Source organism: Rhodococcus sp. G-MC3 (genome assembly GCF_030063335.1).
GTDB lineage: Bacteria > Actinomycetota > Actinomycetes > Mycobacteriales > Mycobacteriaceae > Rhodococcoides.
Genome location: NZ_JASISW010000009.1, coordinates 74362 through 100443, shown reverse-complemented (window position 1 = coordinate 100443; position 26082 = coordinate 74362). Strand labels below are relative to the sequence as shown.

Genomic DNA, 26082 nt, shown 5'->3' with positions numbered 1-26082 from the left:
GGTTACAAGCAAACGGAACGATTACCCGTTGGCGGCCTTGTACTCCCGACGGCGGCGATGGAGGATCGGTTCGGTGTAGCCGTTGGGCTGGCTGGTGCCCTGGAAAATCAGGTCACTGGCAGCGTGGAAGGCAATGTTCGAATCGAAATCCGGGGCCAAGTTCTTGTACGTCGGATCCGAGCTGTTCTGACGGTCGACCACCGGAGCCATCCGCTTCAGCGACTCACGCACCTGGTCTTCGGTGACGATGCCATGACGCAGCCAATTGGCGATGAACTGACTGGAGATGCGCAGCGTCGCACGGTCTTCCATCAATGCGATGTCGTTGATGTCGGGAACCTTCGAACACCCGACACCATGATCGATCCATCGCACGACATAACCGAGGATCGACTGGCTGTTGTTGTCGAGTTCGCGTCGCTTCTGCTCCTCGCTCCAGTCGGTGGACTTCGCGAGCGGGATTTCGAGGATCTCGTCGACGGTGGCGCGTTTGGCCTTGGCGATTTCTTCCTGACGGGCGAAGACATCGACCTTGTGATAGTGCAATGCGTGCAGTGTCGCCGCGGTGGGTGAGGGCACCCACGCAGTGTTGGCTCCGGCCTTCGGGTGATTGATCTTCTGCTCGAGCATGTCGTGCATCAGATCGGGCATCGCCCACATACCCTTACCGATCTGTGCTTTGCCTTGGAGACCGGCAGCAAGTCCGGTGTCGACGTTGAAGTCCTCATACGCCGAGATCCACTTCTGAGCCTTCATCTCGCCCTTCGGGACGACGGGACCAGCTTCCATCGAGGTGTGGATCTCGTCGCCGGTGCGGTCGAGGAAGCCGGTGTTGATGAACACCACGCGCTCTTTCGCTGCTTCGATGGCGCCCTTGAGGTTGACCGTGGTGCGGCGCTCCTCGTCCATGATGCCGACCTTGAGCGTGTTGACCGGCAGACCGAGCACCTTTTCGACGCGGCCGAACAACTCGGCGGTGAAGGCAACCTCGTCGGGCCCGTGCATCTTCGGCTTGACGATGTACAGCGACCCGGTGCGCGAATTCTTCAGGACGTTGTCCTCGGTGAGGGAATGCATACCGGTCAGCGAGGTGAACAGTGCGTCGAGGATGCCCTCGCCGACCTCGTTGCCGTCGGCATCGAGAATCGCATCCGATGTCATCAAATGACCGACGTTGCGCACGAACAACAGTGAACGGCCGTGCAAGCTGATCTCGCTACCATCGACCGCGGTGTACGTACGATCCCTGTTCAATGCACGCGTGAAGGTCTTACCGCCCTTGGCGACCTCTTCGGTGAGGTCGCCCTTGAGCAGACCGAGCCAGTTGCGGTAGCCGAGGACCTTGTCGTCGGCGTCGACCGCTGCGACCGAATCCTCGAAGTCCATGATCGTCGTGACGGCGGACTCGAGCAGCAGATCCTTGACGCCTGCGGCGTCGGTCCGCCCGATCGGGCTCTCGGCGTCGAGCTGAATTTCGAAGTGAAGACCGTGGTGCACGAACAGGAGCGCCGTCGGCGCGTCGGGTGTGCCGTGGTAGCCGAGTAGCTGCGAGGGATCGACGAGGCCGGCGGTGGTGCCGTCGGCGAGCGTGACCGTCAGCGAGGCTCGCGCCGGGTCCGTGGTGTCCAGGACGTAGTTGGTCGATCCGACGTGGGATCCACCGGACAGAGCCGCAGCTTCGTCGAGGAAGTCTCGTGCGAAGGCGATGACCTTGTCACCGCGGACCTTGTTGTAGCTGGTGCCTTTCTCAGCGCCGCCGTCTTCGGGGATGGCGTCGGTGCCGTACAGGGCGTCGTAGAGCGAACCCCAGCGTGCATTGGAGGCGTTGATCGCAAAGCGTGCGTTGAGAACCGGCACCACCAGTTGGGGTCCGGCGGTGGAGGTGATCTCGGTGTCGACACCGGAGGTGGTGATGTGGAAATCAGCGGGCTCGTCGAGCAGGTAGCCGATCTCTCTCAGAAATGCTTTATAGGCTGCTCGGTCGTAGTCGGCGCCTGAGTGTTCGCCGTGCCAGGCGTCGACCTTGCCTTGGATTTCGTCGCGGACGGCAAGGAGAGCCTTGTTCTTGGGGCCCAGGTCGGTGATGACGGACTCTGCGCCCCTCCAGAACTGCTCGGCAGTTACGCCCGTCCCTGGAATGGCCTCGCTCTGCACGAAGTCGTACAGCACCTTGGCAACCTGCAGACCACCAACACGAATCCGTTCGGTCATGAATCCCTCGCTCTTTCCGGTCACGGGCACCGCCGTGGGTACCCCATCGACAACAATGGCTATGTTACTCGTCGGTAAGTCCGGCGTTGGCACCGCCGTTCACCAGTAGATTCTGGCATCGAGCTGTCAGTTCCGATCGGAGAGGGGCTGCTCTGGCCGTAAGGGCGGATTGAGCACGGACATATTCCGCTCGTCCGAGGGGAGTTTCTATCGCGATGGGGGCCAATCCATAGTCGGACAGGTCGTAGGGACTTGCCCTCATATCGACGGTCCTTGCCTGCAGTGCCAACTCGAAGCAATCTGCGATCAGCGTCGAGTCGATCAGCGGAGCCAATTTGTAGCTCCACTTGTACAAATCCATACTCGCGTGTACGCATCCTGGCTGCTCACGGTCGGTTCGTTCGGACGGTGTCAGGACCAGGGAGTTCCGCGGAACAGCGTCGGCTGTGAAGAACCTGAAGGCGTCGTAGTGAGTGCAGCGAAGTTTCATCGAATCGACGACCTCATCGGTTCCTTCGTGCCCGAGCCGGAGTGGCACTGTCCCATGTCGGAGAGCAGATTGGCCGCCGCGGTAGACCATTGCCCACTCGTGCAGACCGAAACAGCCCAGGTTCGGTTGCCGGCTGCTTGTAGCGGTCAGCAATCCCAGCGTGAACTCGATGGCCGACCGACGTTGCCGAAGCAGTGACGACCGCACGCGGTATCCACCGCTGCCAGCCTGTTCGTACGACGCGAAGTGGGCGTAGTCGGCTGCGCGCGGACCATCGAATACAACGCCGAACCCAGGGCCCCACCGAAACAGGTGGCCGGGTTTGAAGCTGTAATAGGTGAACAGAAAATCGAGCACGGGGTGATATTTACCCAGCGCTCGGTCCCGTAAGTAGTCACCCACCAAGCGCTCTATTCGGTCGGTATGCGCGTCACGCTGCGGCGTCCACTCCGATTCCGGTAGAACGACGTCCGCGGCGTTCAGTGTGCCCCGCCGAGAGCAGGCCCCGTGATGCGGTGGGTTCCATCCCGCACGGTGCCCACGAATTCCTCGACCAGATCTTCCAGGGCGACGATCCCAACGGTCGCGCCCAACTCGTCGTGCACTTCACCGAGGTGACTGCTGGTACGCCGCAATCGTGTCAGTGCATCGTCGAGCATCGTGCCCGTGGAGACAATGGGAAGACGCCTCACTTCTGATCGTGGAATGACGGTGTCCGGGCCTGCGGCGTCATCGAGCATGTATTCGAGAACGTCTTTCAGATGCAAGTAGCCGACCAACGAACCATCCGGAGCCTGCACGGGATAGCGCGAGAAGCCCGTTGCGATCACGGCCTCCTCGACGGACCCGAGTGTCGGACCTGAACGACTGTCGGAATCTGAAAGCAGAACACTCTTGACCTGCGCCGACGGAATCATCACTTCGGAAACTGTCCGTCCGGAAGTGTCCAGTGCCTGAGTGAGTCGTCGATGCTCGCCCTCGTGGATCAACCCTTCGGATCGGGACTCGCCGATCATCTGTGATAGCTCGTCGGCCGAGACGGACGAGTCCAACTCGTCCTTGGGTTCGATACGGAGAGCTCTCAGGCTGAGGTTCGCACAGATGTTGTAGAACGAGATGAGCGGCTTAGCCACCTTGATGAACATGAGATGCACGGGGACGAGCAGCATGGCCGTTTTTTCTGGTCCGGCGATGGCGATGTTCTTGGGGACCATCTCGCCGATGAGAATGTGGAGCACCACCACGAGACCGAGTGCAATCGTGAACGAGATCGGATGCACGAACGCCTCGGGGATCCCCACGAGTTCCATCGGTTGCTCGACGAGGTGGGCCACAGCCGGTTCGGCGACCCGACCGAGCAGAATCGAGCAGATCGTAATCCCCAACTGAGCTGCGGCCAGCATGAGCGACAAGTTCTGGCCGGCCTCGATGACCGACCGCGCTCGCAGTTTCCCTTGTGCCAGCAAGGATTCGAGACGATCGCGCCGGGCCGAAATCAGTGAGAATTCGGCCCCGACGAAGAAGGCGTTTCCGGCGAGGAGGAACACGGCGAGCAGCACGGCAAGTACGTCACCCATGGGCTGTCTCCTCCGACCTGAGCTCGGCTAGGTAGTCGGCCCCGACCGGGCGCAGCTGGATCCGGTCGATCCGGCGTCCATCCATCTGCGTTACCTCGGCAACCCAGCCTCCCGGGGAATCGGGCTTCTCGTCGTACGGGGGGTCGGGCAGAATCACTCGGTCACCTGCCTCGGGAATTCTTCCGAGTTCGGACAGCACCAGGCCTCCGATGGTCTCGTATTCGCCTTCCGGCGCCGAATACCCCGTCGCACTTGCAACCTCGTCGACACGCAGTAGGCCCGAGCAGATCCAACTGTCACCGACCCGTTGAACATCGACCTCGGGCTCGTCGTGTTCGTCACGGACGTCGCCGACGATCTCCTCGATCAGATCCTCCATGGTTACCATTCCGGCTGTGCCGCCGTATTCGTCGACGACAAGCGCCACCTGCATTCCGTCGGCGCGGACACGTTCCATCACGGTGTCGCCGTCCAGGCTCGCCGGCACCACGGGCACGTCCTGAGCCAGCGAATCGACGCGTGTGGATCGGCGAAGAGTCGACGGCACGGTGAAAGCGTGCTTGATGTGCACCACTCCGACGGTGTCGTCGAGATCTCCGTCGACGACGGGGAACCTGGAGAACCCGGTTCGCGCTGCTGTTTCGATGAGGTCGAACGCGGTATCCGAGACAGACAACGATTCGACTTTCACCCGCGGGGTCATGAGCTCCTCTGCCGTGCGTTCACCGAACTGAAGTGATCTGTCGACGAGGCGCGCAGTGCCTTCGTCAAGGGAACCTTGTTTGGCCGACGTGCGTACGAGGGAACCGAGCTCACGAGGCGATCGTGCGGATCGAAGCTCTTCCGCGGGCTCGACACCGAGGCGCCGGACCAGCCAGTTGGCCGAACCGTTCAAACCTCTGATAGCCCACCGGAAGATCGCCGAGAAACCCGACATCGCGCCTGCCGTCGCGCGCGCCGTGCCGAGAGGCATTGCGATCGCAATGTTCTTGGGGACCAGCTCGCCGAAGATCATCGAGAACGACGTGGCAATGATCAATGCGGCTGCAAGAGAGATCCCTGATGCCATGGAGTCCGACACCCCGGCCGCAGACGCCAGGGGGACAAAGAACCCCGCCAGGACAGGTTCCGCAAGATAGCCGGTGATCAGCGTGGTGATCGTGATGCCGAGCTGGGCGCCCGACAGCTGAAACGACAGTGTCCGGTGTGCACGCTGCACTTGCCTGGATCGCATGTCGTCGTGAGCGGCAGCAGCAGAGTCGACGGTGCTCTTTTCGAGGGCCGTGAGCGAGAACTCGGCGGCCACGAACAGGGCTGTGCCCGCCGTCAGGGCAACGAAGCCGAGGAGGCTGAGAACACTGACCAAAATATCCATCGGCTAACGCCGCCGCAGTTGAGACAGAAGCATCGCGCCGTCTCCGGCACCGGAAGAAATCACGGTGCGGGACGTGCCTCGATGCCGTGCTGAGAATGTACGGGTCTCGCCGGGTTTGTCACCCGGCTCGATAGAGGACCCCTCCGGAGAGGAACCTTCGTCGCCATCTTCGGTCGAAATGACCGCGGCGTTGCTGATAACGGGTGCCTCAGGCACCTTGTTCCCTTCTGTCGATTTCCGTCAGATTACGTCGAACCTGCACAGACACTCGTCGAGTGCGTGCCTACCGGAAATGTGTATCGAAACATCGAAGCCATCATCTTAACGTCTACGGGCACGCAATCGATTCCAGCCGAGGTCGGTTCGGTCACCACCCACTCGGGAGCGGGCGGCCCTCGGCGAATCCTGCAGCGGACTGAACTCCGAGCACCGCGAGTTGGTGCAGCTCGGGAAGCGACCGGGCGCCCGCATACGTGCACGTGCTGCGAACCCCGGAACAGATGTGGTCGATCAAGTCCTCGACACCGGGGCGATCAGGATCGAGGCGCATACGAGAACTCGAGATGCCTTCCTCGAACAAGCCCTTGCGCGCTCGGTCGAATGCGCTGTTGGTGACGGTTCGTGCAGCGACGGCACGCTTGGACGCCATTCCGAAGCTTTCTTTGTACGCATTGCCTGCTGGATCGATGCGCAGGTCACCGGGGGACTCGTATGTGCCGGCGAACCACGATCCGATCATGACGTTCGCGGCACCCGCCGCCAATGCGAGCGCGACATCCCTAGGGTGCCGAACCCCGCCGTCGGCCCATACCGTTGCGCCGAGTTCGGCCGCCGCTGCCGAGCATTCGGCCACTGCGGAGAACTGGGGACGTCCGACGCCGGTCATCATTCTGGTCGTACACATCGCGCCTGGGCCGACGCCCACCTTCACGATGTCGGCGCCGGCGGCAACGAGGTCGCGAGTACCTGATTTGGATACGACGTTTCCTGCAACCAACGGCACTCCCAGATCGAGGGACTTGATGGAGGCCAGGGCATCGAGCATCTTTGCTTGGTGTCCGTGGGCGGTGTCCACCACGAGCAGGTCGGCACCGGCTTCGACCAGAGCCTGGGCCTTGCCCGCTACGTCTCCGTTGATGCCAACGGCGGCGGCGATGCGAAGGCGCCCGTTCGCGTCGACGGCAGGCGAGTAGATCTCCGTTCGCACGGCTCCGGTTCTGGTGAGAACTCCGGCAAGCAGGCCGTCGCTGTCGACGAGTACAGCGAGATTCTCGTGCGCGGCTTCCAAAGCTTCGAAAACTGTTCTCGGCGACGCATCTGCCTGGACAGTGACAAAATCGGTTGCTGCTACGGATCGCAGCCGGGCAAAGCGATCGACATCGGCGCAGGTTGCCTCGGTGACGACACCGACGGGCTTGCCACCCTCGAGTACAACGACCGCACCGTGCGCTCGCTTGTGCATCAGCGCGAGTGCATCGGACACGGAGGCGTCCGGGTCCAGCACGACCGGTGTGTCTGCCACCAGGTCACGACTCTTGACGAATCCAATCGTCTCGGCGACTGCGCCAAGGGGCAGGTCCTGGGGGAGAACAGTGATCCCGCCTCGGCGAGCGACAGTTTCGGCCATCCGGCGTCCGGACACCGCAGTCATGTTGGACACGACGATCGGGATGGTGGTCCCCGAACCGTCGATGGTCGACAGATCCACATCGAATCTGGATGTGATATCGGTTTTGTTGGGGACGAAGAACACATCGTCGTACGTCAGGTCGTAAGGGGGCCGGTGGCCATCGAGGAACTGCACGTTGCGCCAGCGTACCGGTCAACTCGATCCGGCGCGCTCGGCGGCTCCGGCCTGCGACCGTGACAGCGCGACCGTGGAGACGATCATCACCGCAACACACAGGGCAATGGCCGCAAGAGCGAACGCATCGTCACGTACACGCTCTCCCAATACGGTAATTCCGAGAAATGCAGCGCCGAATGGTTCACCGATGGTGACAGCCGGCAACGATGCGGAGAGCGGTCCGGACTGAAAAGCGCGCTGTTGCAGGTAGAAGCCGACGCCGCCGCACACGACGAGGGCATACGTCTGCCAGGCGAGGAGTGCGCCCAAGAGGTCTTCGTCGACCAAGTCGGTGACGAACTTCGTGAACGCCACCGCCATGCCGAACAGCAAGCCGCCCGCTGCGCCGAGCATCAGCGCACGAATACCGGGGTTCGTCGATACCAAGCCTGTTCCGGCGCACAGCAGCACCACGGCCACAGCGGTCGCGAGCGGAATCCTCCATTCGGCGAACGATGCGTCCGAATGCCCCTCGGTGGGATCGCCGACGACAACGAACACCGCCAAAGCGAGAGCCAGCGCTATCGCCAAAAACCAAGTCGATCGCGTCATCCGGTAGTGGGAGAACTTTGCCGACAAGGGCAAGGCGAACAGGAGCATGGACACAAGCAGTGGCTGAACTACGAGTACCGAGCCAACCCACAGGGCAGCAACCTGGACACCGTAACCACCGATGTCCCCGACGACTCCCGCCCACCATCTCGGGCTCCGCAGCAGAGACGCAATGAGAGACTCACCATCCGGTACCGCAGCGGCGGCGCTCTGCTGGGCGACGGACGCACACGCGAACAGGAAAGCCGCTACGAGAGCCAGAATTACTGCCAGCACGGGCGAACTCGTCATCGGCGTCCTGTTCTGCGCGTCCGTCCGCTGGACGATCCGTATGTCTTGGGTGGTCGCCCGTCCTTGCCCTTGATGCGTTTGGGCGTCTCGCGAATGACACCTGTCGGCTCTGTCAGGGGATGTCCGGGGGGTCTCCGCGCTCCAGTGTTCTCCACGAGAAACCTACTCGACGGTGTGACGTCGACGAACCGAGGATCGACGCCTGCAAGGGCGGCGAGTGTAGATACCTGGGGCTGCTCTTTCTCGGTTACCAAGGTGACTACTGTGCCCGCATTTCCCGCCCGCGCAGTCCTTCCGGCGCGGTGGGTGTAGTCCTTCGCGTCCGCGGGGGGATCGACGTGAACGACGAGCGATACCCCGTCCACGTGTATTCCTCGTGCGGCGACATCCGTTGCGACCAACACTGGTACCGAGCCATCAGCGAAGGCGGCCAGGCTGCGCGTTCGATTGGCCTGCGACTTGTCTCCGTGCAGGGCAACCGCGGCGACACCGACGGCGTGCAAGGAATCGGTGAAGCGATCAACGGCGTGCTTGGTGCGCAGGAACATGATGGTCCGACCGTCCCGGGCCGCAATCGACGTAGCGACTGCGGACTTGGTCTCGTTCGAGACTCGCAGGAAGAGATGTTGTGCGACAGCACTGTCGCCCAACGGCTGTTCTGTGCTGTGCACCGCGGGAGAGGTCAAGTAGCGATGAGACAGAGAATCGACGTCGCCATCGAGAGTCGCCGAGAAGAGCATTCGTTGCCCGCGCGGTGGGGTTCTGTCGAGCAGCGCCTGGACCTGGGGTAGGAATCCGAGATCTGCCAGGCGGTCAGCTTCGTCGATGACGGTGATCGTCACCGCGTCGAGTGAGAGTGCGCCACTGTCCACGATGTCTTCGAGACGCCCGGGCGTTGCCACCACGATGTCGACGCCTCGCAGAAGTCGATCGACCTGACGTTTCACCGGCACACCGCCGACCACGCTCACGATGCGAATCCCGGAGGCCAACGCAGGTTCTTCAAGTGCCTGTTCGATTTGCAGTGCCAACTCGCGCGTAGGCACCAGTATCAGGCCGCGGGGACGACCGCGCGGGCTGGCGCTACCGGACAGCCGATGAAGCATGGGCAGGCCGAACGCGTACGTCTTCCCGGACCCTGTGGGCGCGCGGCCGAGTATGTGCGTCCCTGCCAAGGCGTCAGGAATTGCGTCGCGCTGAATCGGAAATGGGGTTTCGATACCGATTTTGCGTAATGCATGCACGACGACCGGGCGAAGTCCCAGGTCTGCGAACGAAAGAGTGGGCCCGGGCATAGCGGAACCCTACAGCCAGTGAGCTTTCGTGTCGGTGTCGTGCGCAAGCATGTCGGTACGAACATACGTTCGATTCGATAATTTCCATCGGTGTCGATTCTCGTCGCCGATGACATTCGTCGAATACAGAGAACGAGGCGTAGGGGGAGTCATGTGCGCGATGTGTGATGGACGTTCCATCGAGGACTACGTGGTCGGTGTACAGGGTCTGATCAACCGGTACGGATGGGCGCTTCAGTACGTCGATTCGGAATTAAGCACGGAGTTCCGCGGGGACACGGACGTCCGCGAGGACGGGTTGATCGTTCCCGCGTTCTGCTACACGGTCGGCCTCACGGAACACGGTCATCCGGAACTGGTGGTCACCGGGAGATCTGCGGGTGAGTCGGCAGCCGTTCTCAACGTGCTGGCCCGCCGCGTGCTCTTGGGCGGTGAGCGGTTCGAAGCGGGCAACCAATGTGTAGCTGCGGGTCTGCGAATGTCCTTCGTGGACGTCGAGCACACCGAGGATTGGCTGATGATGGCCGCGAGGGTGCAGTCAGGCGTGGACATCCGGGCAAGGCAGGCGGTCTGGCGTGATGCCGAGGGACATCTTCCGTGGGAAGGGCCATACCCGTCGACAATCGTGCAACCTGTTCTGGGACCGCCACCGGGCTGGTTCGACAGCGCGGAAAACTTGTAGATATCGATCCGTCGGCCGACATCCCTGAGGCGGGACGTCGACCGACGGATCGACAGGCAGAACGAACCGGGTCAGGCCTGGACTTCGCTTCGGTCTCCGCTCCACAGCGTGTGGAACTTGCCCTCGGCATCGGTGCGCTCGTAGGTATGCGCGCCGAAGAAGTCACGCTGGCCCTGGGTGAGAGCTGCAGGTAGACGTTCCGCTCGAAGCGCATCGTAGTACGCGAGCGACGACGCGAACGCCGGCACGGGAATGCCGAGTGATGCAGCGGTGATGACAACCCGACGCCAGCTGTCGATCGCGTCCTCGATCGCGTCGCGGAAATACGGCGCCAGGATCAAGCTGGGGAGCTTGGCGTCGTCGTCGTAGGCGTCCTTGATGCGGTCGAGGAATCGTGCCCTGATGATGCAACCGCCGCGCCAGATGGTCGCGAGGTCCCCGGGGTGAAGGTTCCAGTCGTACTCAGCGCTGCCTGCAGCGATCTGGTCGAAGCCCTGTGCGTAGGCAACGATCTTGGAGGCGTACAGCGCGCGGCTGATGTCGTGCGTGAACTGTTCCGCGTCCGAAGGCTTGTCTGCGAGTGCGCCCGAGGCGAGACCGACGGCGGCCTTGCGCTGCTCGCGCGAGCCCGACAGCGCTCGCGCGAACACTGCCTCGGCGATTCCGGTAACCGGTACACCGAGATCCAGCGCCGCCTTGACGGTCCAGCGGCCGGTGCCCTTCTGCTCGGCGGCATCGACGATGACGTCGACGAGTGGCCCACCGGTTTTCGCGTCGACCTGCTTGAGAACCTCAGCGGTGATCTCGACGAGGTAGCTCTCGAGATCGCCGGAGTTCCACTCGGTGAACACGTCCGCAACCTGTGCCGGTGTGAAGTCGAGTGCATCGCGGAACAGGTGGTAAGCCTCGCCGATCAGCTGCATATCCGCATACTCGATGCCGTTGTGCACCATCTTCACGAAGTGACCGGACCCGTCAGGTCCGATATGTGTGCAGCAAGGTGTGCCGTCCACCTGCGCTGCAATGGATTCGAGCAGCGGGCCGAGTGCCTTGTACGAGTCGACAGGGCCGCCCGGCATGATCGATGGACCGTTCAGTGCGCCTTCTTCACCACCGGAAATCCCGGCTCCGACGAAGAGGAGTCCACGCTCCTTCAGTGAGGCTTCACGCCGAATTGTGTCGGTGTACAGCGCATTTCCACCGTCGATGATGATGTCGCCCTCTTCCATCACGGCGGCCAGTTCTTCGATAACGGCGTCGGTCGGGTCACCGGCCTTGACCATGATCAGAACGCGGCGAGGCTTCTGAAGCGCAGCGACGAATTCCTCGATGGTTTCGGAGCGAATGAACTTTCCTTCGCTTCCATGCTCGGCCAACAGGGCATCGGTCTTGGCGATACTGCGGTTGTGCAACGCGACGGTGTGTCCGTGATGGGCGAAGTTTCGGGCGATGTTGGAGCCCATAACGGCAAGGCCTGTGACGCCGATCTGGGCGAGGTCTGACGAATCCACTGCTGAGGTCATAGCTACAGCTTTCCCTGCTATGCGGTCGAAGGAAAGTCGAGGCGGGATTGCTCGTCCCGATATCGTCTTTACCATCGGAAATACGGTCGGCGTGTCACACGCTGGATGTGGACCGAAGAATGGGTGCCGCCTCGATCTCACGATCGAGGCGGCACCCATTCGATGCCGAAAATTAGGTGAGCGTCACCGCGTCGCGGCGACCCTACCGTGCGTCAGCGGTTACGTGCAGGCCCGTCGAATCCGTCGTAAGAACGGTGGTCGGTGCGGCTGCGAAATCCGCCGGACTTCGACTCCTCGCGTACCGAACCCGATTCGCGGCGCGAGTCGCCCTGGTAGCCGCCGGTGCGGGGGCGGTCGCCTTGGTAGCCGCCGGTGCGGGGGCGGTCGCCTTGGTAGCCGCCGGTGCGGGGGCGGTCACCTTGGTAGCCGCCGGTGCGGGGGCGGTCACCCTCGTGGCCGCCGGTGCGGGGGCGGTCACCCTGGTAGCCGCCGGTGCGGGGGCGGTCACCCTGGTAGCCGCCGGTGCGGGGGCGGTCACCCTGGTAGCCGCCGGTGCGGGGGCGGTCACCCTGGTAACCACCACTGCGCGAACGATCGCGAGGAGCCGAGCTCTCGGCACGAAGCGCGTCACCTGTCGGCTTCTGTGCTCCCGTGATGCTTGACAGCTCTGCCGAGCCCGGTCCAACATTCACCGAATTAGCCTTGACGCCAGCCATTCCGATCAAGCGTTGCATCTGACGACGCTGGTTGGGCAGAACGATCGAGACAACCGTTCCCTTCTCGCCCGCGCGGGCCGTACGACCGGCGCGGTGAAGGTAGTCCTTGTGATCGGCAGGCGGATCGACATGGACGACGAGATCGATTCCGTCGACGTGGATTCCACGAGCTGCCACATCGGTCGCGACCAGTACCGGAGTGCGTCCGTTCTTGAAGCGCTCGAGAACGCGGGTGCGCTGATTCTGAGCCTTACCGCCATGCAACGACTCGGCAGCAATGCCGAGTGCGCGGAGACGATCGGTGATTCCGTCGCAGCCGAGCTTGGTGCGGGCGAACATGATCGTCCGTCCTTCACGGGCACCGATCTCGGACAGAACGATGTCCTTCTGTCCACGATCGACATTGAGCATGTAGTGGTCCATGGTCCGAACACTTGCCTTGCCGTCCTGAGTCGAATGCTCGACGTGGTCGGGAAGGAATTGACGAACGATCGACTGAACTTCACGATCGAGCGTGGCAGAGAACAGCATTCGTTGTCCGTCGGCAGGCGTGTCGCTGAGGACCGCGCGTACCTCGGGCAGGAATCCCATGTCGGCCATCTGGTCTGCTTCGTCCAAAGCGGTGATCTCGATCGAGTCGAGTACGCATGTGCCCTGCCGAAGATGATCGGCCAGGCGGCCCGGGGTTGCCACCAAGACATCGACTCCGCGGCGGAGTTGTTCGACCTGCTTGTTGAACGGGGTGCCACCGACAGCGGGACGGACAGTCAGACCTTGAGCGCCTGCGTACGGGGCGAGGGACTCGACCACCTGGAAAGCGAGCTCACGAGTCGGCACGAGCACCAGAGCGCGGGGGCGCTTGGCGGCTGGACGATCGGTGTGCAGTGCGAGGCGAGCAAGAATCGGCAGGCCGAAAGCAAGCGTCTTTCCTGAACCGGTCTGCGCGCGGCCGAGCACGTTCTTGCCCGCGATGGCGTCGGGAAGGGCTTTCGCCTGGATGGGCGACGGCACTGTGATCGAGTTTCGCGCCAAAGCGGCGACAACGGGCTCGGGTAGTCCGAGCTCTGCAAACGTAACCACATCGGGTGCGCTTGTGGCGTCCGGTGTGGAAGTGGTGGGTGTACTAGTTGAAACAGCGTGAGTCACGCAGTTGAACCTCTCCGGATTACGGGCACGCCACGAAGAAACAGCTGGGAAAACACCCGCGAACCGGGCACAAACGACAGCTACAACACATATATGACGAGCCAGGGCACTGTCACCTGGCCATCCTTGCGCACGCCTATTGGAACTGGATGCGCAGAGTGGGGCTGTTTGTGCCTTTTCGAATTGCTAGGCCGCAATGGCGGCCGTCATCGAGTGTACGCGACACGTGTTCGATTCACCGATTCGAACAGATGTGAGTTGGGCGACTCACTCAGGGATGGCCGAGAAATCTGGTGAGCTCCTCTAGCCAGGGCATCGCAACGAAAATAGTTGGTACTACGAGGATGACTGCGGCAGTCATGTAGGCCGCGGCGCTCGTTCGGACGTCGCTTCGTGGTCCACTCAGCCGCTGGACACGTATAAGGGTGCTCGGCCCGCCCGCCGCCAACGCTCCACGGGGAGCAGTGGATCCAGCGCACGTCACCAACGCGCGGGCAAGGGGAGTGGGACCGGTCACCTTCACAGCAGAGTCGTCGGCGAGAAGTTCGACCAGCAACTGCACACTGCCCAGAGCGGACTTGCTTCGCACAATGCGCGGGAACGCCTCGTTGACCGCGGTGAACGCTTCGAGTACCAGATCGTGGCGCGAGCGAAGGTGTGATCGCTCGTGGGACAGAATGGCCTTGATCTCCCAGTTCGAAAGATTGGTCAGCACGCCCTCGCTGAGCACCACACGCTGACGAAGCCCGGGCAGGCAGTAGGCAATCGGCTCGACTGCGTCCAACACTCGGACATCGGCGTCACGAATCCCTGGAAAAGGCGTGTTGCTGCCGCTGCTGCGATCGAGTAGATCCACCAACACTCGGTGCCGAGCACGCCGGCGGCGTGTGCGAACTGCGACCTGGACGACCGAGAACATCAGCTTGGCACCGATGCCGAGGGTGATCGCGAGTACGACGACGTAAAGAACCCACAGAGGAAGTCCCAGAGCATCGATCTCATCCGTCGGAGCTGTCGTCGGCCTGCCGTCCGCACCGGGAACAAGCAGAAGTCCTCCGATCGCCAAACCGGAACTGAAGGCGGACAACACTGCGGCGACAGCGATGGCTTGCCACAACACCAGGGCGGCACGAGGCGCTCGATACGGCCACGTAGCGCGAGAAAGGAATGCAGGTACCGGCCCCGTCAACAGCAAGGCAAGCAGTGCGAAAACCAGTGCTGTGGTTGAGTTCATTTCCTCACTAACCGAGGGCGGGGGTCAATCGGATTGTAGGCCGTCGACGATACCGTCGGAGCGCCCGCTCGATTGTGCCACTTCCAGCGCCGCCAACGCGTCTCGGAGTGCCGCAGCTTCGTCGGCGCCCACCTGTCCGACGAAGTGGACCAGAGCGGCTGCACGACCGCCCGACTCCGGAGCTTGCGCCAGGGCATCGACCATCAGGCTCGCCACCAGTTCGTCTCTGCTGTGCAACGGAACATAGCGATGCGCTCTGTCGTCACGTTGCTGGACAACGAGTTGTTTCTTTGCCAGACGTTGAAGAACAGTCATCACCGTGGTGTACGCGAGTTCCCGGTGCGCTGCGAGCGCCTCGTGCACTTGCCTCACCGTCTGCGGTTCGGAAGATTCCCACAGGTGATCCATCACTGCACGCTCGAGTTCGCCTAGACCTGCCATTCGTCCAAGTCTACGTGTAGTCCGACACAAATGCGTACTACTCCTCGTAGTATGGCTGGCCTCGGGTTGTGGGATGTGTCATAGAGGTCGAAGACGGCATCGAAAGCGACACAGATCAGCGCGCTCCGCGAATATTTGCGTTCTGCATCGGCCCGCCGCCTATCCTCCTGTCATGTCTTGTGGACAGTTCGCTGTAGGTGTCCGTTGAACTGGTTCGTTTCGCTGTCGCTCGTCAGCAGTACGACATCACTTGTGTTGTCGATTCTGGGTGCCGCCGGCGCGATATGGATGCTCGGATCTCGTACACGGTGGTACCTACGTCGAGCGCTCCCGACCGGCCTGGTGTCGGCAGCGTTCGTGGCAGTGGTGCTGTACGTAGCAGTCGAGAAGGTGTGGCGACCATTTCCCGATCCGATCGAGACCGAGATCTATGTCTGGATCGGAGTCGGTCTCGCCGCTGTGTTTCTTGTGGTACCACGCACAGTTGCCGCCCGCGGGATCGTCCGCAAGGTCGTTTCGGTGCTCGCCGCTGTACTCGTGGTGGCAGCTGCCTCAGCACAGGTCAACCTCGTATTCTCGGCGTATCCGACTCTCGGCACTTTGCTCGGAGTCGAAGAAGCGGACCGCGTCGAATTCCAGGACTTGCCCGGGCGGCAGAGCGACGTCCTGAGCGGAAGCCCACTCGACACAGTGTGGTCGGCGCCTGCCGAGATGCCGTCGGCGGGGAAACTCACATCAGCGACCATCCCACCGACCGCATCGAACTTTTCGGCGCGGCCTGCCCAGATCTACCTACCTCCCGCCTACTTCACAGATCGGCGCCCACTCCTACCGGTACTGGTACTGCTTGCAGGCCAACCAGGTGAACCCCAAGATTGGCTGAACGGGGGATTGCTCGCGATCACGATGGACGAATTTGCGCGCGATCACTCGGGTCTTGCTCCAGTCGTGGTGATCGCCGATGGAACCGGATCGGCCATCGCCAACCCGCTCTGCGTCGATTCGTCGCTGGGAAACGTCGACACCTACCTGTCGCAGGACGTACCGAAATGGATCGAGTCGTCCTTGCAGGTGAACACCGACCCACGAACCTGGATGATCGGCGGCCTGTCGTACGGCGGCACCTGCTCTATTCAAATGGCTACCAATCATCCGGACGTCTACCCCACGTTCCTCGACCTGTCGGGGCAGGCGGAACCCACCCTGGGCGACCGTGGTCGAACAGTGTCCGACGCATTCGGAGGCAACGAGGCTGCGTTCGTTGCGATCAATCCGATGGACCTGTTGAAGACGAGGAAGTACCCCGATTCGGGTGGTGCGTTCGTCGTCGGCGCCGATGACAATGACTACAAGCCTGGACAGAAGGCCATGTACGACGCTGCCAAGGCTGCCGGGATGGATGTCCGATACCTGGAAGTTCCCGGTGGCCACAGCTTTGCCGTCTGGTCGGCGGGGCTGAAGCAAGAATTGCCGTGGTTGATGCAGAGAGTGGGTTTGATCTCGTGAACGAGACCGTCGTGGACATTCCGTCCGTCGAGCCGTCGTCACCATCGTGGTTCGACCGAGGTCGTGACCGTGCGGTACATGCGTGGCGGACGTTCAGGCGCCAAGTGGCCAGGTTGTGGACGCTTGTACTGTTCGGGGCAAAAGGCGCGCCGGTCAGCATCGGCATGCTGGTCGTGGTGTCGGCACTCGCTGCCCTGGGAATTGTGATGCAGGAAAACACACTTCATCACGATTTCGCACTGGGAATAATGCCGTTCGAGGAATTCCGGTTGTGGACCGCGCTGACGGCAGGTCTGTTGACCCCGGGTGTAATCGGATACCTGGTCTTCGTGGCCGCGATCTTCGTGGCTGCAGCGCCGATCGAACGACGCATCGGTTCTCTCCGGCTTGCGGTCGCAGCGGTCACAACTCAGATTCTGGGCGCGGTGTTGGGGCTCGGCATTGCAGCCCTGGCCAGAATGTTCGACGCCGACTGGGGATTCCGACTGCACGTGGGAACTGCTATCGGCCCGACAACGTGGATCGTCGGGGTCGTCATGGTCGCGAGCTCGCGAATGGACACGATGTGGCGCCGTCGAATACGCGCCGGTCTCTTCGCGCTTCTCATCACCTCTGCCCTCTTCAGCGGACACTTGCAGGACGTTGTTCGACTGGCAGCTGCTGTTGTCGGCCTACTCCTCGGACCGTTGATCGTCGGACGCTCGGCCCGCGGCCCACGGCTCGCCGGTACACAACGCGAAGGCCGTGTCCTGGTTGCCCTGGTGCTTGCCGCAAGCACACTTGGACCGATATTGGCTGCGCTCAGCCCCGACGCGGTTGGCCCGTTCGCGGTCTTGAGAGATGTGATCAGCGGGGTTCCCTACACCGCTTCGGAAGTGCGAGACATCTGTTCAGATTCGGCGACGGACCCCGAATGTCGATCAGGTCTACTCGAACTCAGGCTGGGAGGAGTCGGTCCTACGATCTTGTCTTTGATGCCATCGATCTTTCTGCTCTTCCTGGCGGACGGCCTTCGCCGGGGTCGCAAATTCGCTTGGTACGCATCAGTTTTCGCGCAGATCGTACTTCTCGTCGTGTCGATCGCCAACTATGCCATCCGATTCGTCGAAGCAGGCGACGACGAGTCCGTCTTCTACGGACTCGAGTCACCGACTGCGTATCGAACGATCGTGCCGTTCCTTCTTCCACTGGTGATACTGATCATCCTGCTGCTCACACGCAGATACTTCAACGTGTCGGGGCCGCTGGGCACGTACCGAAGATTCAGTGTGTCGGCGGTAGCTGTTCTCGTGACTCTCGCGGTTGTGTATGTCCTGGGAGGGTTGGCGGCGCGAAGTGGATTCGACCCCCAACCGAGTGCGACGGGACTTCTCGCAGACTTCCCTCAACGCCTGATTCCACCGGTGTACATCCAATGGCTCGAGCCGCGACTTCTACCGGAGAGCGTTGTGGCGACATTACTGTTCGAGTGGATCGGTGTCGTATTCTGGGCTGCTCTCTGTGTTCTGGCCCTGAATACGTTTCTGACGCCGGCCTCGGGAGCAGATGCAGGCGCGATCGAGCGAGCCCGAGCTCTACTGATGGGGAGCACAGGAAGCGCGCTGTCCTGGATGACCACCTGGCGCGGCAATTCTTACTGGTTCTCACCGGACGGTCACAGCTTCGTCGCCTATCGCGTGATCTCGGGCGTCGCGTTGACTACAGGCGATCCCGTCGGGCCGGCGGAGAGGCTGAGAGACAACGTCGTCGATTTCGCCGAGTTCGCCTCGAAGAACGGGTGGATTCCGTGCTTCTACTCGGTGACGCCTGCGGTCCGCACGATCACCGACAGCATCGGTTGGGGTGGAATTCAAGTAGGTGAGGAAACCGTCCTCGATCTCGAGAACCTTGCATTCACGGGCAAACGATTCCAGGACGTGCGTACCGCGCTCAATCGGGCGAAAAAGGCAGGTGTCGTGGCCGAATGGATCCGATTCCCGGATGCACCGCTTGCGATCACCGACCAGATCCGGGCGATATCGGAGGAGTGGGTAGCCGACAAAGGTATGCCTGAAATGGGCTTCACTCTCGGCGGACTCGACGAGGTCGACGATACGGCCGTCCGTTGCCTCATTGCAGTCGACGAGCATCGCACTGTCCACGGGATCACCTCGTGGATGCCGGTGTACGAGAACGGGGAAATCGTCGGATGGACCCTCGATTTCATGCGACGCCGCTCGGAGGGCTTCAGACCCACGATGGAATTTCTGATTGCATCGGCGGCAATCCTTTTGCAGGAGGAGGGAGTTCGGTTCCTCAGCCTCTCCGGAGCACCGCTCGCCAAGGTGGACGACGATCGAACTGCCGGGAGCACGTCGTCGGAGGAACTCACGTTCGCGCGGTTGCTCGATCGGCTTCTCGATGTGCTCGGAAGAACGTTGGAGCCCGTCTACGGATTCCGGTCGCTGCTCGCTTTCAAATCCAAGTTTCAGCCGCGATACGAGCCGATGCACATGACGTTCGCAGACCCAGCTGCATTGCCGAGTATCGGCAACGCAGTCGGTCGCGCCTACCTACCCGATGTCTCGCTGGGTCAGGGCTTCAAACTGGTGCGGACGATGATCGAACGTTAGATCGATCACTACCTATCGGGAGCGGTGCCACCTTTGACCGGGCCGCCCACGGTCCCGCGGACATGTCGGGTGCCAATGGGCACGATCAGAGGTCGATCAGAGACCGGATCTTCGATGACACGGGCTTCGAGTCCGAAGACGTCAAGGAGCAATTCTTCGGAGATGATGTCCTGAGGCTTTCCCGACTTCACCACCTTTCCTGCCTTCATCACGATCAGCTGATCGCTGTAGCGGGTAGCAAGATTGAGATCGTGCAGCACCATGACTACCGTCCGTCCCATCTCCTCGTGTAGCCGGTCGACCAGGTCGAGCACCTCCACGGAGTGCGCAAGGTCGAGGTAGGTGGTCGGCTCGTCGAGAAGCAGAATGTCCGTGCCCTGCGCCAATGCCATGGAGATCCAGGCGCGCTGCCGTTGACCGCCCGAGAGTTCGTCGACGGGACGGTCGGCAAGATCGCCCACTCCGGTCAACTCGAGAGCACCGGCAACCTCGGACTCGTCGTCCGAACTCCACTGTCTGATCCATGACTGATGGGGATGCCGCCCCCGTGAGACGAGGTCGCCGACAGTGAGTCCTTCGGGCGCGACCGGAGCCTGCGGGAGCATTCCCAGAACACGCGCGACGTCTTTGGTTCGCATCGACGAGATGGCCTTGCCGTCGAGCACCACCTTCCCCGATTTCGGCTTGAGCAGCCGACCGAGTGAGCGGAGGAGGGTGCTCTTGCCGCAGCCGTTGGGGCCGATGACCGTGGTGATGACGCCGGTATGGATCTTCAGATCCAGGTTCTCGACGATGATTCGGTCGCCGTAGCCGAGAGTGAGGCCCTCAGCGACCAGGCGCGAATGCTCGATGACGGTCATGCGGAGACCTTTCGATTGGTGCGAACGAGCAGGTAGAGCAGGAACGGACCACCGAGTGCCGAGGTGACGATGCCCACCGGGAGTTCGATCGGGAGGATCGTGCGGGCAATCAAGTCGCTGCCGACCACGAGAAGTCCGCCCATGATGGCCGATGCGACGATCGGTGGTCCCGGTGTCCGCAGAATGCGCAGTGCGATCTGAGGCGCGGCAAGAGCGACGAAGCCGATGGGGCCTGCAGCTGCAGTCGCGATCGCAGCGAGGGCGACCGAGGCGAGGAGAAGCGATGCTTGTCCATACTGAAGGCGGACTCCGAGCGAACGAGCGTTGTCGTCGCCGAGTCGGAGCGCCCCGAGCGTGAACGTGGCCATGACCGTCCCGCCGCCGATGACGACGACCGCGATCAGCACCGGCCACACCTTGCTCCAGTCGGCGCCGTTCAGTGAACCGTTGAGCCACAACTGAGCTCGCGAAACGTCGTTGATATCGGCAGTGACAAGCAACCATCCGACCGCCGCTGTGAGCATCGCGTTGATGGCGATACCGACGAGAATCAGCCGGAATCCTTCGACGCCGCGTTTCCAAGCAAGTGCGTAGATGAGCACTGCAGTGACCACTCCGCCGACCAGTGCCGCGACGGGCAGGCCGACGGTGGCGAGTATGCCGACGAATGAGCCGCCACCTCCGAGCACGATCAGCGCGACAGCTGCAGCGCTGGCCCCGGCGGTAATTCCGAGAATATCGGGGCTGGCAAGCGAATTTCGTGAGATCGATTGCGTCACTGCGCCCGACATTCCGAGCGCCATGCCCACGAGCAGACCCGTCAGGGATCGTGGAAGGCGAAGATCCATCACAATGAATCGCTCGATTCGTGTACCGCCGCCGAACAACACGTCGATCACCTGTGCAATCGACAACGGGAAATCACCGCGGCCGATGTCGATACAGATGACCAGGAACAGAGCGGCAACCATGACGAGGTTGACAGCAACCATGACCGGCCTACGCACGAGCGATACGGGTCCCAATCGGAACGGCGGTCGGGACGGCACCCTCGATACTTCGGTTGTCGGTCGCGCGACGGTTTTCAGCGTTGCAGTCACAGGCTTGCCAACTTCCGCCGTCGAACGAGTGCGATGAAAAACGGTGCTCCGAAAAGGGCGAGGACGATACCTACCTGCAGTTCACCGGGTCTGACCACGACTCTGCCGATGACGTCGGCGATCATCAGCATCACGCCGCCAATCAATCCTGCGTACGGGACGAGCCATCGATAGTCGGGTCCGGTGACCACTCGGGCCACGTGTGGTACGACCAATCCGATGAAAGCGATCGGTCCACATGCTGCTGTCGCGGCCCCGGTCAACAGAGTGATTGCGATGATCCCGACCGTTCGAGTGAGCGCGATGTTGGTACCGAGCGAACGGGCCACGTCCTCACCGAGACTCATGACATTCAATCCAGGAGTGCTCGCCAATGCGATCAACACTCCGATCACGAGGAACGGCAAGACCTGCCACAGAACGTCGAGCCCTCGGCCTGCGACCGATCCCACCGACCAGAATCGATACCCGTCGAGACTGGTCTGGTCGAGAAGCACGACAGCGTTGGTCATCGCTGCCAAGAAGAATGCGACGCCGGCACCGGCCAGTGCGAGGTTGAGCGGACTCGCTTTTGCATTTCCGATCGATGACAGCCCGAAGACGACGATGCTTGCGATCGCCGACCCGGCTAGTGCGAACCAGAGGTATTGGCTCGGCGAGTTGAAGCGGAAGAAGTAGATCGACAGAACCACGAGGAACGCTGCACCGGCGTTGAGGCCCAGCAGCCCCGCATCAGCAAGTGGGTTTCGCGTGTGGCCCTGGATCAGCGCACCCGCGATGCCGAGCGAAATACCGACTACCAACGCAAGAAGGGTCCGCGGAACTCGCAACGTGCGAACGATGATGTCTGTGTCGGTACCGGTTGAGTTGAGTAACGCGTGACCGATCTCATCGAATGTGAGAGGCCGAGCTCCAATGGCAACACTCGCCATGATTGCGGCAACGAGCGCAACTGTCAGGACGATCAGCCCGAGGATCCTGCGTTTGCGAATATCGGAGACCGAGTTGTTGCGTGGAATGGGTTCGAATTGCTCGTCGAATGCCGTCTTCTCGCGGACGACCTCGGTGGCGCCGCGGCCGATTCCGAACTGTCGGTACAGTGCCCGTCGAACGCCGATCGGGTCGCCGGTATCGACATCGCGGACGATGAGATCGGTCCATCGCATGCCGGTGCTCTGGCCTTCTTTGCCTTCGCGGAATCCCTGGTTCCACAGAAGTAGCCCGAGCGCGACGGCAACCGCGATAGCGCCGAACACGAATCGGTCGGCCTGACCTCCACCGTTGTCGTCCCGGAGCGAGTCGACCATGGACCAGCCGATCCCCAAGGGGAAGACAACGATTGCGAGGTCGACCACGGTTGCCGCTATTCGCCGCGTCCAGGGGGCCGGACCGCGAGGAATGTCTTCCTTTGCGTAGTCGTCGTCCGGATTCGGGACGAAACCTCCCGAGCCGAACAATGGTGCAGTCGTCACTGTGGTGATGACTCCTCACTGTGATTGAACGTGCCAACACTTAGGTTACGGAAACCTTTGTCAGGACGCGCACCCAGGTAAGGCTAGCCAAGCCGACACGTGACGGACCGAACACGCGGAAGAATTGCTCAGGACACCTAAGATGGTTAGGCTAACCTTGGTTCAACGGGCCTCAGGGTCTTTCGTTCTACAGGGAGTGGTCCAGTGTCAGTTGCAATTTCGACGTCCGATGCCTGGGCTGATGTGCATCGTTCGCTCGGCCGTAACGGCGACGGCGGCCCACTCGCGCGCTCGTGCGCCAGGCTCAGAACACTCAACCCCGATTACCCTCGTATGTACGCGGTTGCGTCGATGGGGGACGAGGCCAAGCGTCGCTGGTGGCAACTTGCCTCCGGACTGGAGGATGGGCGAATCGGTCGGATGATCAACCGCTCGCTCGATGATCTCGAGGTCCCCGAGTCAGCTGCGATTCAAGTTGCGACCGCACTCGTGCATGCGGTCGTCGGCCGGGTCTCCGCACTCCTCGTGCTCGAAGGGCGAGCATGGGACCCTGGCATCGACAACCTGTGGATTCACATGGACAGCGACGGTGGCGTCGACTGGGCAGGCGTGGCATCCCCGACGCTTCGGGTACTACCCGAAGCATCGCCCGAGCCCACTCGAGGAACGGTAACGCTTCCGTGCGAGGAAGCACTTCTGGTATGGACTGCACACCGGTGCATCACCTCGCTCGAGAAGATCCTCGCGGCCATCGCGGATTGCGTGCCCCTCGATTCACGAATTTTCTGGAGCTTGGTCGGTGACTCCATTCTCGGCGCCTCCACCTACGTTCCCGTCCTCGCGGGTATACATTCCTCCAACAGCGCGCGACGCGGCCAAGCGCTACTCGACGCCTTCGTGTCCGCGGGTGCGCCGGTTCGCTCTCGTCCAGTGGCGTTGGGGCGTGTACGGCCGCGAGTTTCGTGATGCGCTCTCGCCTTTGCGATTGCGCAGAGTATTGCCAAATCAGGCAAGGCTAGCCTATTATTTGTTGGTACCACCGGACCGCGCCGGAGTCCTGAGGGCTGCAGTGACTCCCGGTCCTTGCCACGGCGGGCCTCACATTCGGTGAATGTGAGGCCCGCCGATTCTTCTGTCTGTGCCCTCGTGTAGTTCTGATCGAACAGCGGCCAACGCACTACGTGCGGCGACGACGAGGAGAATCGATGAGCGATATCCAGAACACTTCGAGCAACCAGCACGAAGAGAGAACGCCGACTATGCAAGACCTCGATCCGGCGAAGATGACCGAGCTGTGCGCGAAGGGATTCGACGGTGCGATCGGCCTCGAGTACATCGAGGTTTCAGCCGACAAGGTCCGTGCCAGGTGGGATGTGACACCGAACCTTCACCAGCCAGCGGGAATCATGCACGGTGGTGTGTTGTGCTCGGTGGTCGAATCGCTGGCCAGTATCGGCGCAAGCGTGTGGCTCGGCGATCGCGGACACGTTGTGGGTGTGAACAACAACACCGACTTCCTTCGCGCGTCACGCCAAGGAACGCTCCACGCCGAAGCTCGCCCCGTTCATCGTGGGCGGACTCAGCAAATCTGGCAGGTGGACATCACCGACGAGGCGGGCAAGCACGTCGCCCAGGGCAAGGTTCGACTAGCGAACATCGTAGATACCGGAATTCTGGGACAGTAGGCCGTGACGAACAGCACCTCTTCTCCTCAGTCTCCCAACGACAGCAGCTTGGACGAGTCTGCTTACTCGCGGATCGAGTCGATACTCGGTCCCGTCGATGCCGCGTTGTCCCGTGACTTTCCGGGTGATCGAGTCGGCGGGCAGCCGATACACACCGTCTACGTGGCTGCCTCGGATGCGTCCGTCGACGTTCCGCAACGATGGGGGAGCGTGGCACTGAGCCTTCTCGACTCCAATCCTGGTGTGGTCGAATCTCTCGATACTGCAGGTGTCCTTCCACGGGTGCGCCGAATTCTTGCTACGCGCCCCATTCAAGATCTGAGAATCGATTTCGAGGACGGATACGGTTGGCGCCCCGATTCGTCGGAAGACGCGCACGCGCGCGAGGCGGGCAAGACCCTTTCGGCGTTGGCCGCCGACCCCGATGGGCCACGCTGGCTAGGTATACGAGCCAAAGGCCTTGCGCCACACGAGCGGCGTCGCGGAATTCGGACGCTGGAACTCGTCCTCGATGCGGCAGGCGGTGTTCCCGATGGATTCGTGTTCACCGTGCCCAAGCTTCGCGCTGTGGCACAAGTAGACGCGGTGGTTGCTCTCTGTGAAGAACTCGAACGGGCACATGGTCTCGCCGATCGGTCGTTGCGGTTCGAACTACAGATCGAGAGCCCGCAGGCAATCGTCGGACGTGATGGAACAGCGACGCTCGCACGCGCTCTCGGCCGCGCGGACGGCCGTTGCACCTCGCTCCACTACGGGACGTACGACTACAGCGCTGCCTGCGGAATCACGTCCGCCCAGCAGTCTCTGGCCCATCCCGTCGCCGACCATGCAAAGAACGTCATGCTTGCCGCGGCCGCGCAGACGGGCGTCTGGGTGTGCGACGGTTCGACACAGGTTGTACCGGTGGGAACGACTATCGAGATCGACACCGCGATTCGTCGACACTTCGGTCTCGTCACCCGATCACTCGAACGCGGTTTCTACCAGGGGTGGGACATGCACCCCGGTCACCTCGTCACGAGGTGGGCCGCGACATTGTCGTTCTTCGGGTCGGCAATGCCCACCGCTGCAGCTCGGGTGGCGGCATATCTGGACAGCACCGCGGGAGGGATCATGGACGAACCGGCGACCGCACAAGCGCTTTCCGGCGTACTGATTCGCGGACTCGACGCAGGCGCGTTCGACGAACACGACCTGGGCGCGGTGTCGTCATCGATCACGAAGGACATTCTGTTGGGTTTGTTGAACCGGACTGTCGGCGGCCCGACGGCCTGACAGCTACCGGCTCCGGATCGCATTCATGTAAGTGCCGATCCGGAGCCGGTCGCGTTGCAGCGCTTACCTTTCTGCTCAGTACTGAAACTGCTGATGCGTTCGCCGAAGCGGCATCTCCGGCCTCGATCGGATCCGCATCCTCCGGTGGTCCCGTACTCTCCGTCGAGCACCTTTCTTCTTCGTTCCTCGTCCA

Annotated in this window: 20 protein-coding genes; 6 read left to right on the top strand and 14 right to left on the bottom strand. The window is 61.9% G+C overall.

Going from position 1 to position 26082, the window contains the following annotated elements; all coding sequences use genetic code 11:
- Positions 1-21: 21 nt before the first annotated feature.
- From QMK17_RS12340 to QMK17_RS12310, 7 genes are all read right to left on the bottom strand, one after another.
- Positions 22-2211, bottom strand: a complete 2190-nt coding sequence (locus QMK17_RS12340; protein ID WP_283509440.1) for a malate synthase G — start codon at positions 2209-2211, stop codon at positions 22-24.
- Between the two features lie 64 nt (positions 2212-2275).
- The gene (locus tag QMK17_RS12335; RefSeq protein ID WP_283509617.1) at positions 2276-3184 is read right to left on the bottom strand and encodes a 3-methyladenine DNA glycosylase; all 909 of its coding nucleotides are present in this window, start codon (positions 3182-3184) and stop codon (positions 2276-2278) included.
- Positions 3181-4278, bottom strand: a complete 1098-nt coding sequence (locus QMK17_RS12330) for a hemolysin family protein (protein ID WP_283509439.1) — start codon at positions 4276-4278, stop codon at positions 3181-3183. Before QMK17_RS12330 ends, QMK17_RS12335 begins: the two co-directional genes overlap by 4 nt.
- Positions 4271-5653, bottom strand: a complete 1383-nt coding sequence (locus QMK17_RS12325) for a hemolysin family protein (protein WP_283509438.1) — start codon at positions 5651-5653, stop codon at positions 4271-4273. Before QMK17_RS12325 ends, QMK17_RS12330 begins: the two co-directional genes overlap by 8 nt.
- Before the next feature lie 367 nt (positions 5654-6020).
- Positions 6021-7457 (bottom strand): GuaB1 family IMP dehydrogenase-related protein, encoded by a 1437-nt coding sequence (locus QMK17_RS12320; RefSeq protein ID WP_283509437.1) that lies wholly within the window; start codon positions 7455-7457, stop codon positions 6021-6023.
- An 18-nt stretch (positions 7458-7475) separates the two neighbouring features.
- Entirely contained in the window at positions 7476-8342 is an 867-nt protein-coding gene (locus tag QMK17_RS12315; RefSeq protein WP_283509435.1) for a DMT family transporter, read from the bottom strand.
- The gene (locus QMK17_RS12310) at positions 8339-9637 is read right to left on the bottom strand and encodes a DEAD/DEAH box helicase (RefSeq protein ID WP_283509434.1); all 1299 of its coding nucleotides are present in this window, start codon (positions 9635-9637) and stop codon (positions 8339-8341) included. Before QMK17_RS12310 ends, QMK17_RS12315 begins: the two co-directional genes overlap by 4 nt.
- Before the next feature lie 109 nt (positions 9638-9746).
- On the opposite strand from QMK17_RS12310, the gene QMK17_RS12305 reads away from it, so the two are divergent.
- Positions 9747-10319: a DUF4262 domain-containing protein gene (locus QMK17_RS12305; RefSeq protein ID WP_283509432.1), complete on the top strand. Its 573-nt coding sequence runs from the start codon at positions 9747-9749 to the stop codon at positions 10317-10319.
- 71 nt (positions 10320-10390) lie between these two features.
- Here QMK17_RS12305 and gndA read toward each other — a convergent pair whose 3' ends face one another.
- The 4 genes from gndA to QMK17_RS12285 form a co-directional block, all read right to left on the bottom strand.
- Positions 10391-11842 (bottom strand): NADP-dependent phosphogluconate dehydrogenase, encoded by a 1452-nt coding sequence (gndA, locus tag QMK17_RS12300; RefSeq protein WP_283509431.1) that lies wholly within the window; start codon positions 11840-11842, stop codon positions 10391-10393.
- A gap of 212 nt (positions 11843-12054) precedes the next feature.
- Positions 12055-13704: a DEAD/DEAH box helicase gene (locus tag QMK17_RS12295; protein ID WP_442972750.1), complete on the bottom strand. Its 1650-nt coding sequence runs from the start codon at positions 13702-13704 to the stop codon at positions 12055-12057.
- Positions 13705-13975: 271 nt separating this feature from the next.
- The gene (locus QMK17_RS12290; RefSeq protein WP_283509429.1) at positions 13976-14938 is read right to left on the bottom strand and encodes a M56 family metallopeptidase; all 963 of its coding nucleotides are present in this window, start codon (positions 14936-14938) and stop codon (positions 13976-13978) included.
- A gap of 24 nt (positions 14939-14962) precedes the next feature.
- Positions 14963-15379 carry a BlaI/MecI/CopY family transcriptional regulator gene (locus QMK17_RS12285; protein ID WP_283509427.1) on the bottom strand — a complete coding sequence of 139 codons (417 nt, stop codon included), beginning with the start codon at positions 15377-15379 and terminating at the stop codon, positions 14963-14965.
- A gap of 204 nt (positions 15380-15583) precedes the next feature.
- Between QMK17_RS12285 and QMK17_RS12280 the strand changes: the two genes are divergently transcribed.
- Entirely contained in the window at positions 15584-16885 is a 1302-nt protein-coding gene (locus tag QMK17_RS12280) for an alpha/beta hydrolase (RefSeq protein WP_283509425.1), read from the top strand.
- Positions 16886-17049: 164 nt separating this feature from the next.
- A complete protein-coding gene (locus QMK17_RS12275; RefSeq protein ID WP_283509615.1) occupies positions 17050-19497 on the top strand; it encodes a bifunctional lysylphosphatidylglycerol flippase/synthetase MprF in 2448 nt (815 codons plus the stop codon).
- 8 nt (positions 19498-19505) lie between these two features.
- On the opposite strand, the gene QMK17_RS12270 is transcribed toward QMK17_RS12275, so the two are convergent.
- The 3 genes from QMK17_RS12270 to QMK17_RS12260 form a co-directional block, all read right to left on the bottom strand.
- Positions 19506-20357, bottom strand: coding sequence for an ABC transporter ATP-binding protein (locus tag QMK17_RS12270; RefSeq protein WP_283509423.1), 852 nt, complete (start codon positions 20355-20357; stop codon positions 19506-19508).
- Positions 20354-21349, bottom strand: a complete 996-nt coding sequence (locus QMK17_RS12265) for a FecCD family ABC transporter permease (protein ID WP_283509614.1) — start codon at positions 21347-21349, stop codon at positions 20354-20356. Before QMK17_RS12265 ends, QMK17_RS12270 begins: the two co-directional genes overlap by 4 nt.
- A 104-nt stretch (positions 21350-21453) precedes the next feature.
- The gene (locus tag QMK17_RS12260) at positions 21454-22929 is read right to left on the bottom strand and encodes an iron chelate uptake ABC transporter family permease subunit (protein WP_283509421.1); all 1476 of its coding nucleotides are present in this window, start codon (positions 22927-22929) and stop codon (positions 21454-21456) included.
- Between the two features lie 204 nt (positions 22930-23133).
- On the opposite strand from QMK17_RS12260, the gene QMK17_RS12255 reads away from it, so the two are divergent.
- The 3 genes from QMK17_RS12255 (at position 23134) to QMK17_RS12245 (ending at position 25889) form a co-directional block, all read left to right on the top strand.
- Positions 23134-23895, top strand: a complete 762-nt coding sequence (locus tag QMK17_RS12255) for a hypothetical protein (RefSeq protein ID WP_442972749.1) — start codon at positions 23134-23136, stop codon at positions 23893-23895.
- Positions 23896-24188: 293 nt separating this feature from the next.
- Positions 24189-24614 carry a PaaI family thioesterase gene (locus QMK17_RS12250; protein ID WP_283509609.1) on the top strand — a complete coding sequence of 142 codons (426 nt, stop codon included), beginning with the start codon at positions 24189-24191 and terminating at the stop codon, positions 24612-24614.
- Between the two features lie 3 nt (positions 24615-24617).
- Positions 24618-25889, top strand: coding sequence for a DUF6986 family protein (locus QMK17_RS12245; protein WP_283509419.1), 1272 nt, complete (start codon positions 24618-24620; stop codon positions 25887-25889).
- The last annotated feature ends 193 nt before the right edge of the window (positions 25890-26082 follow it).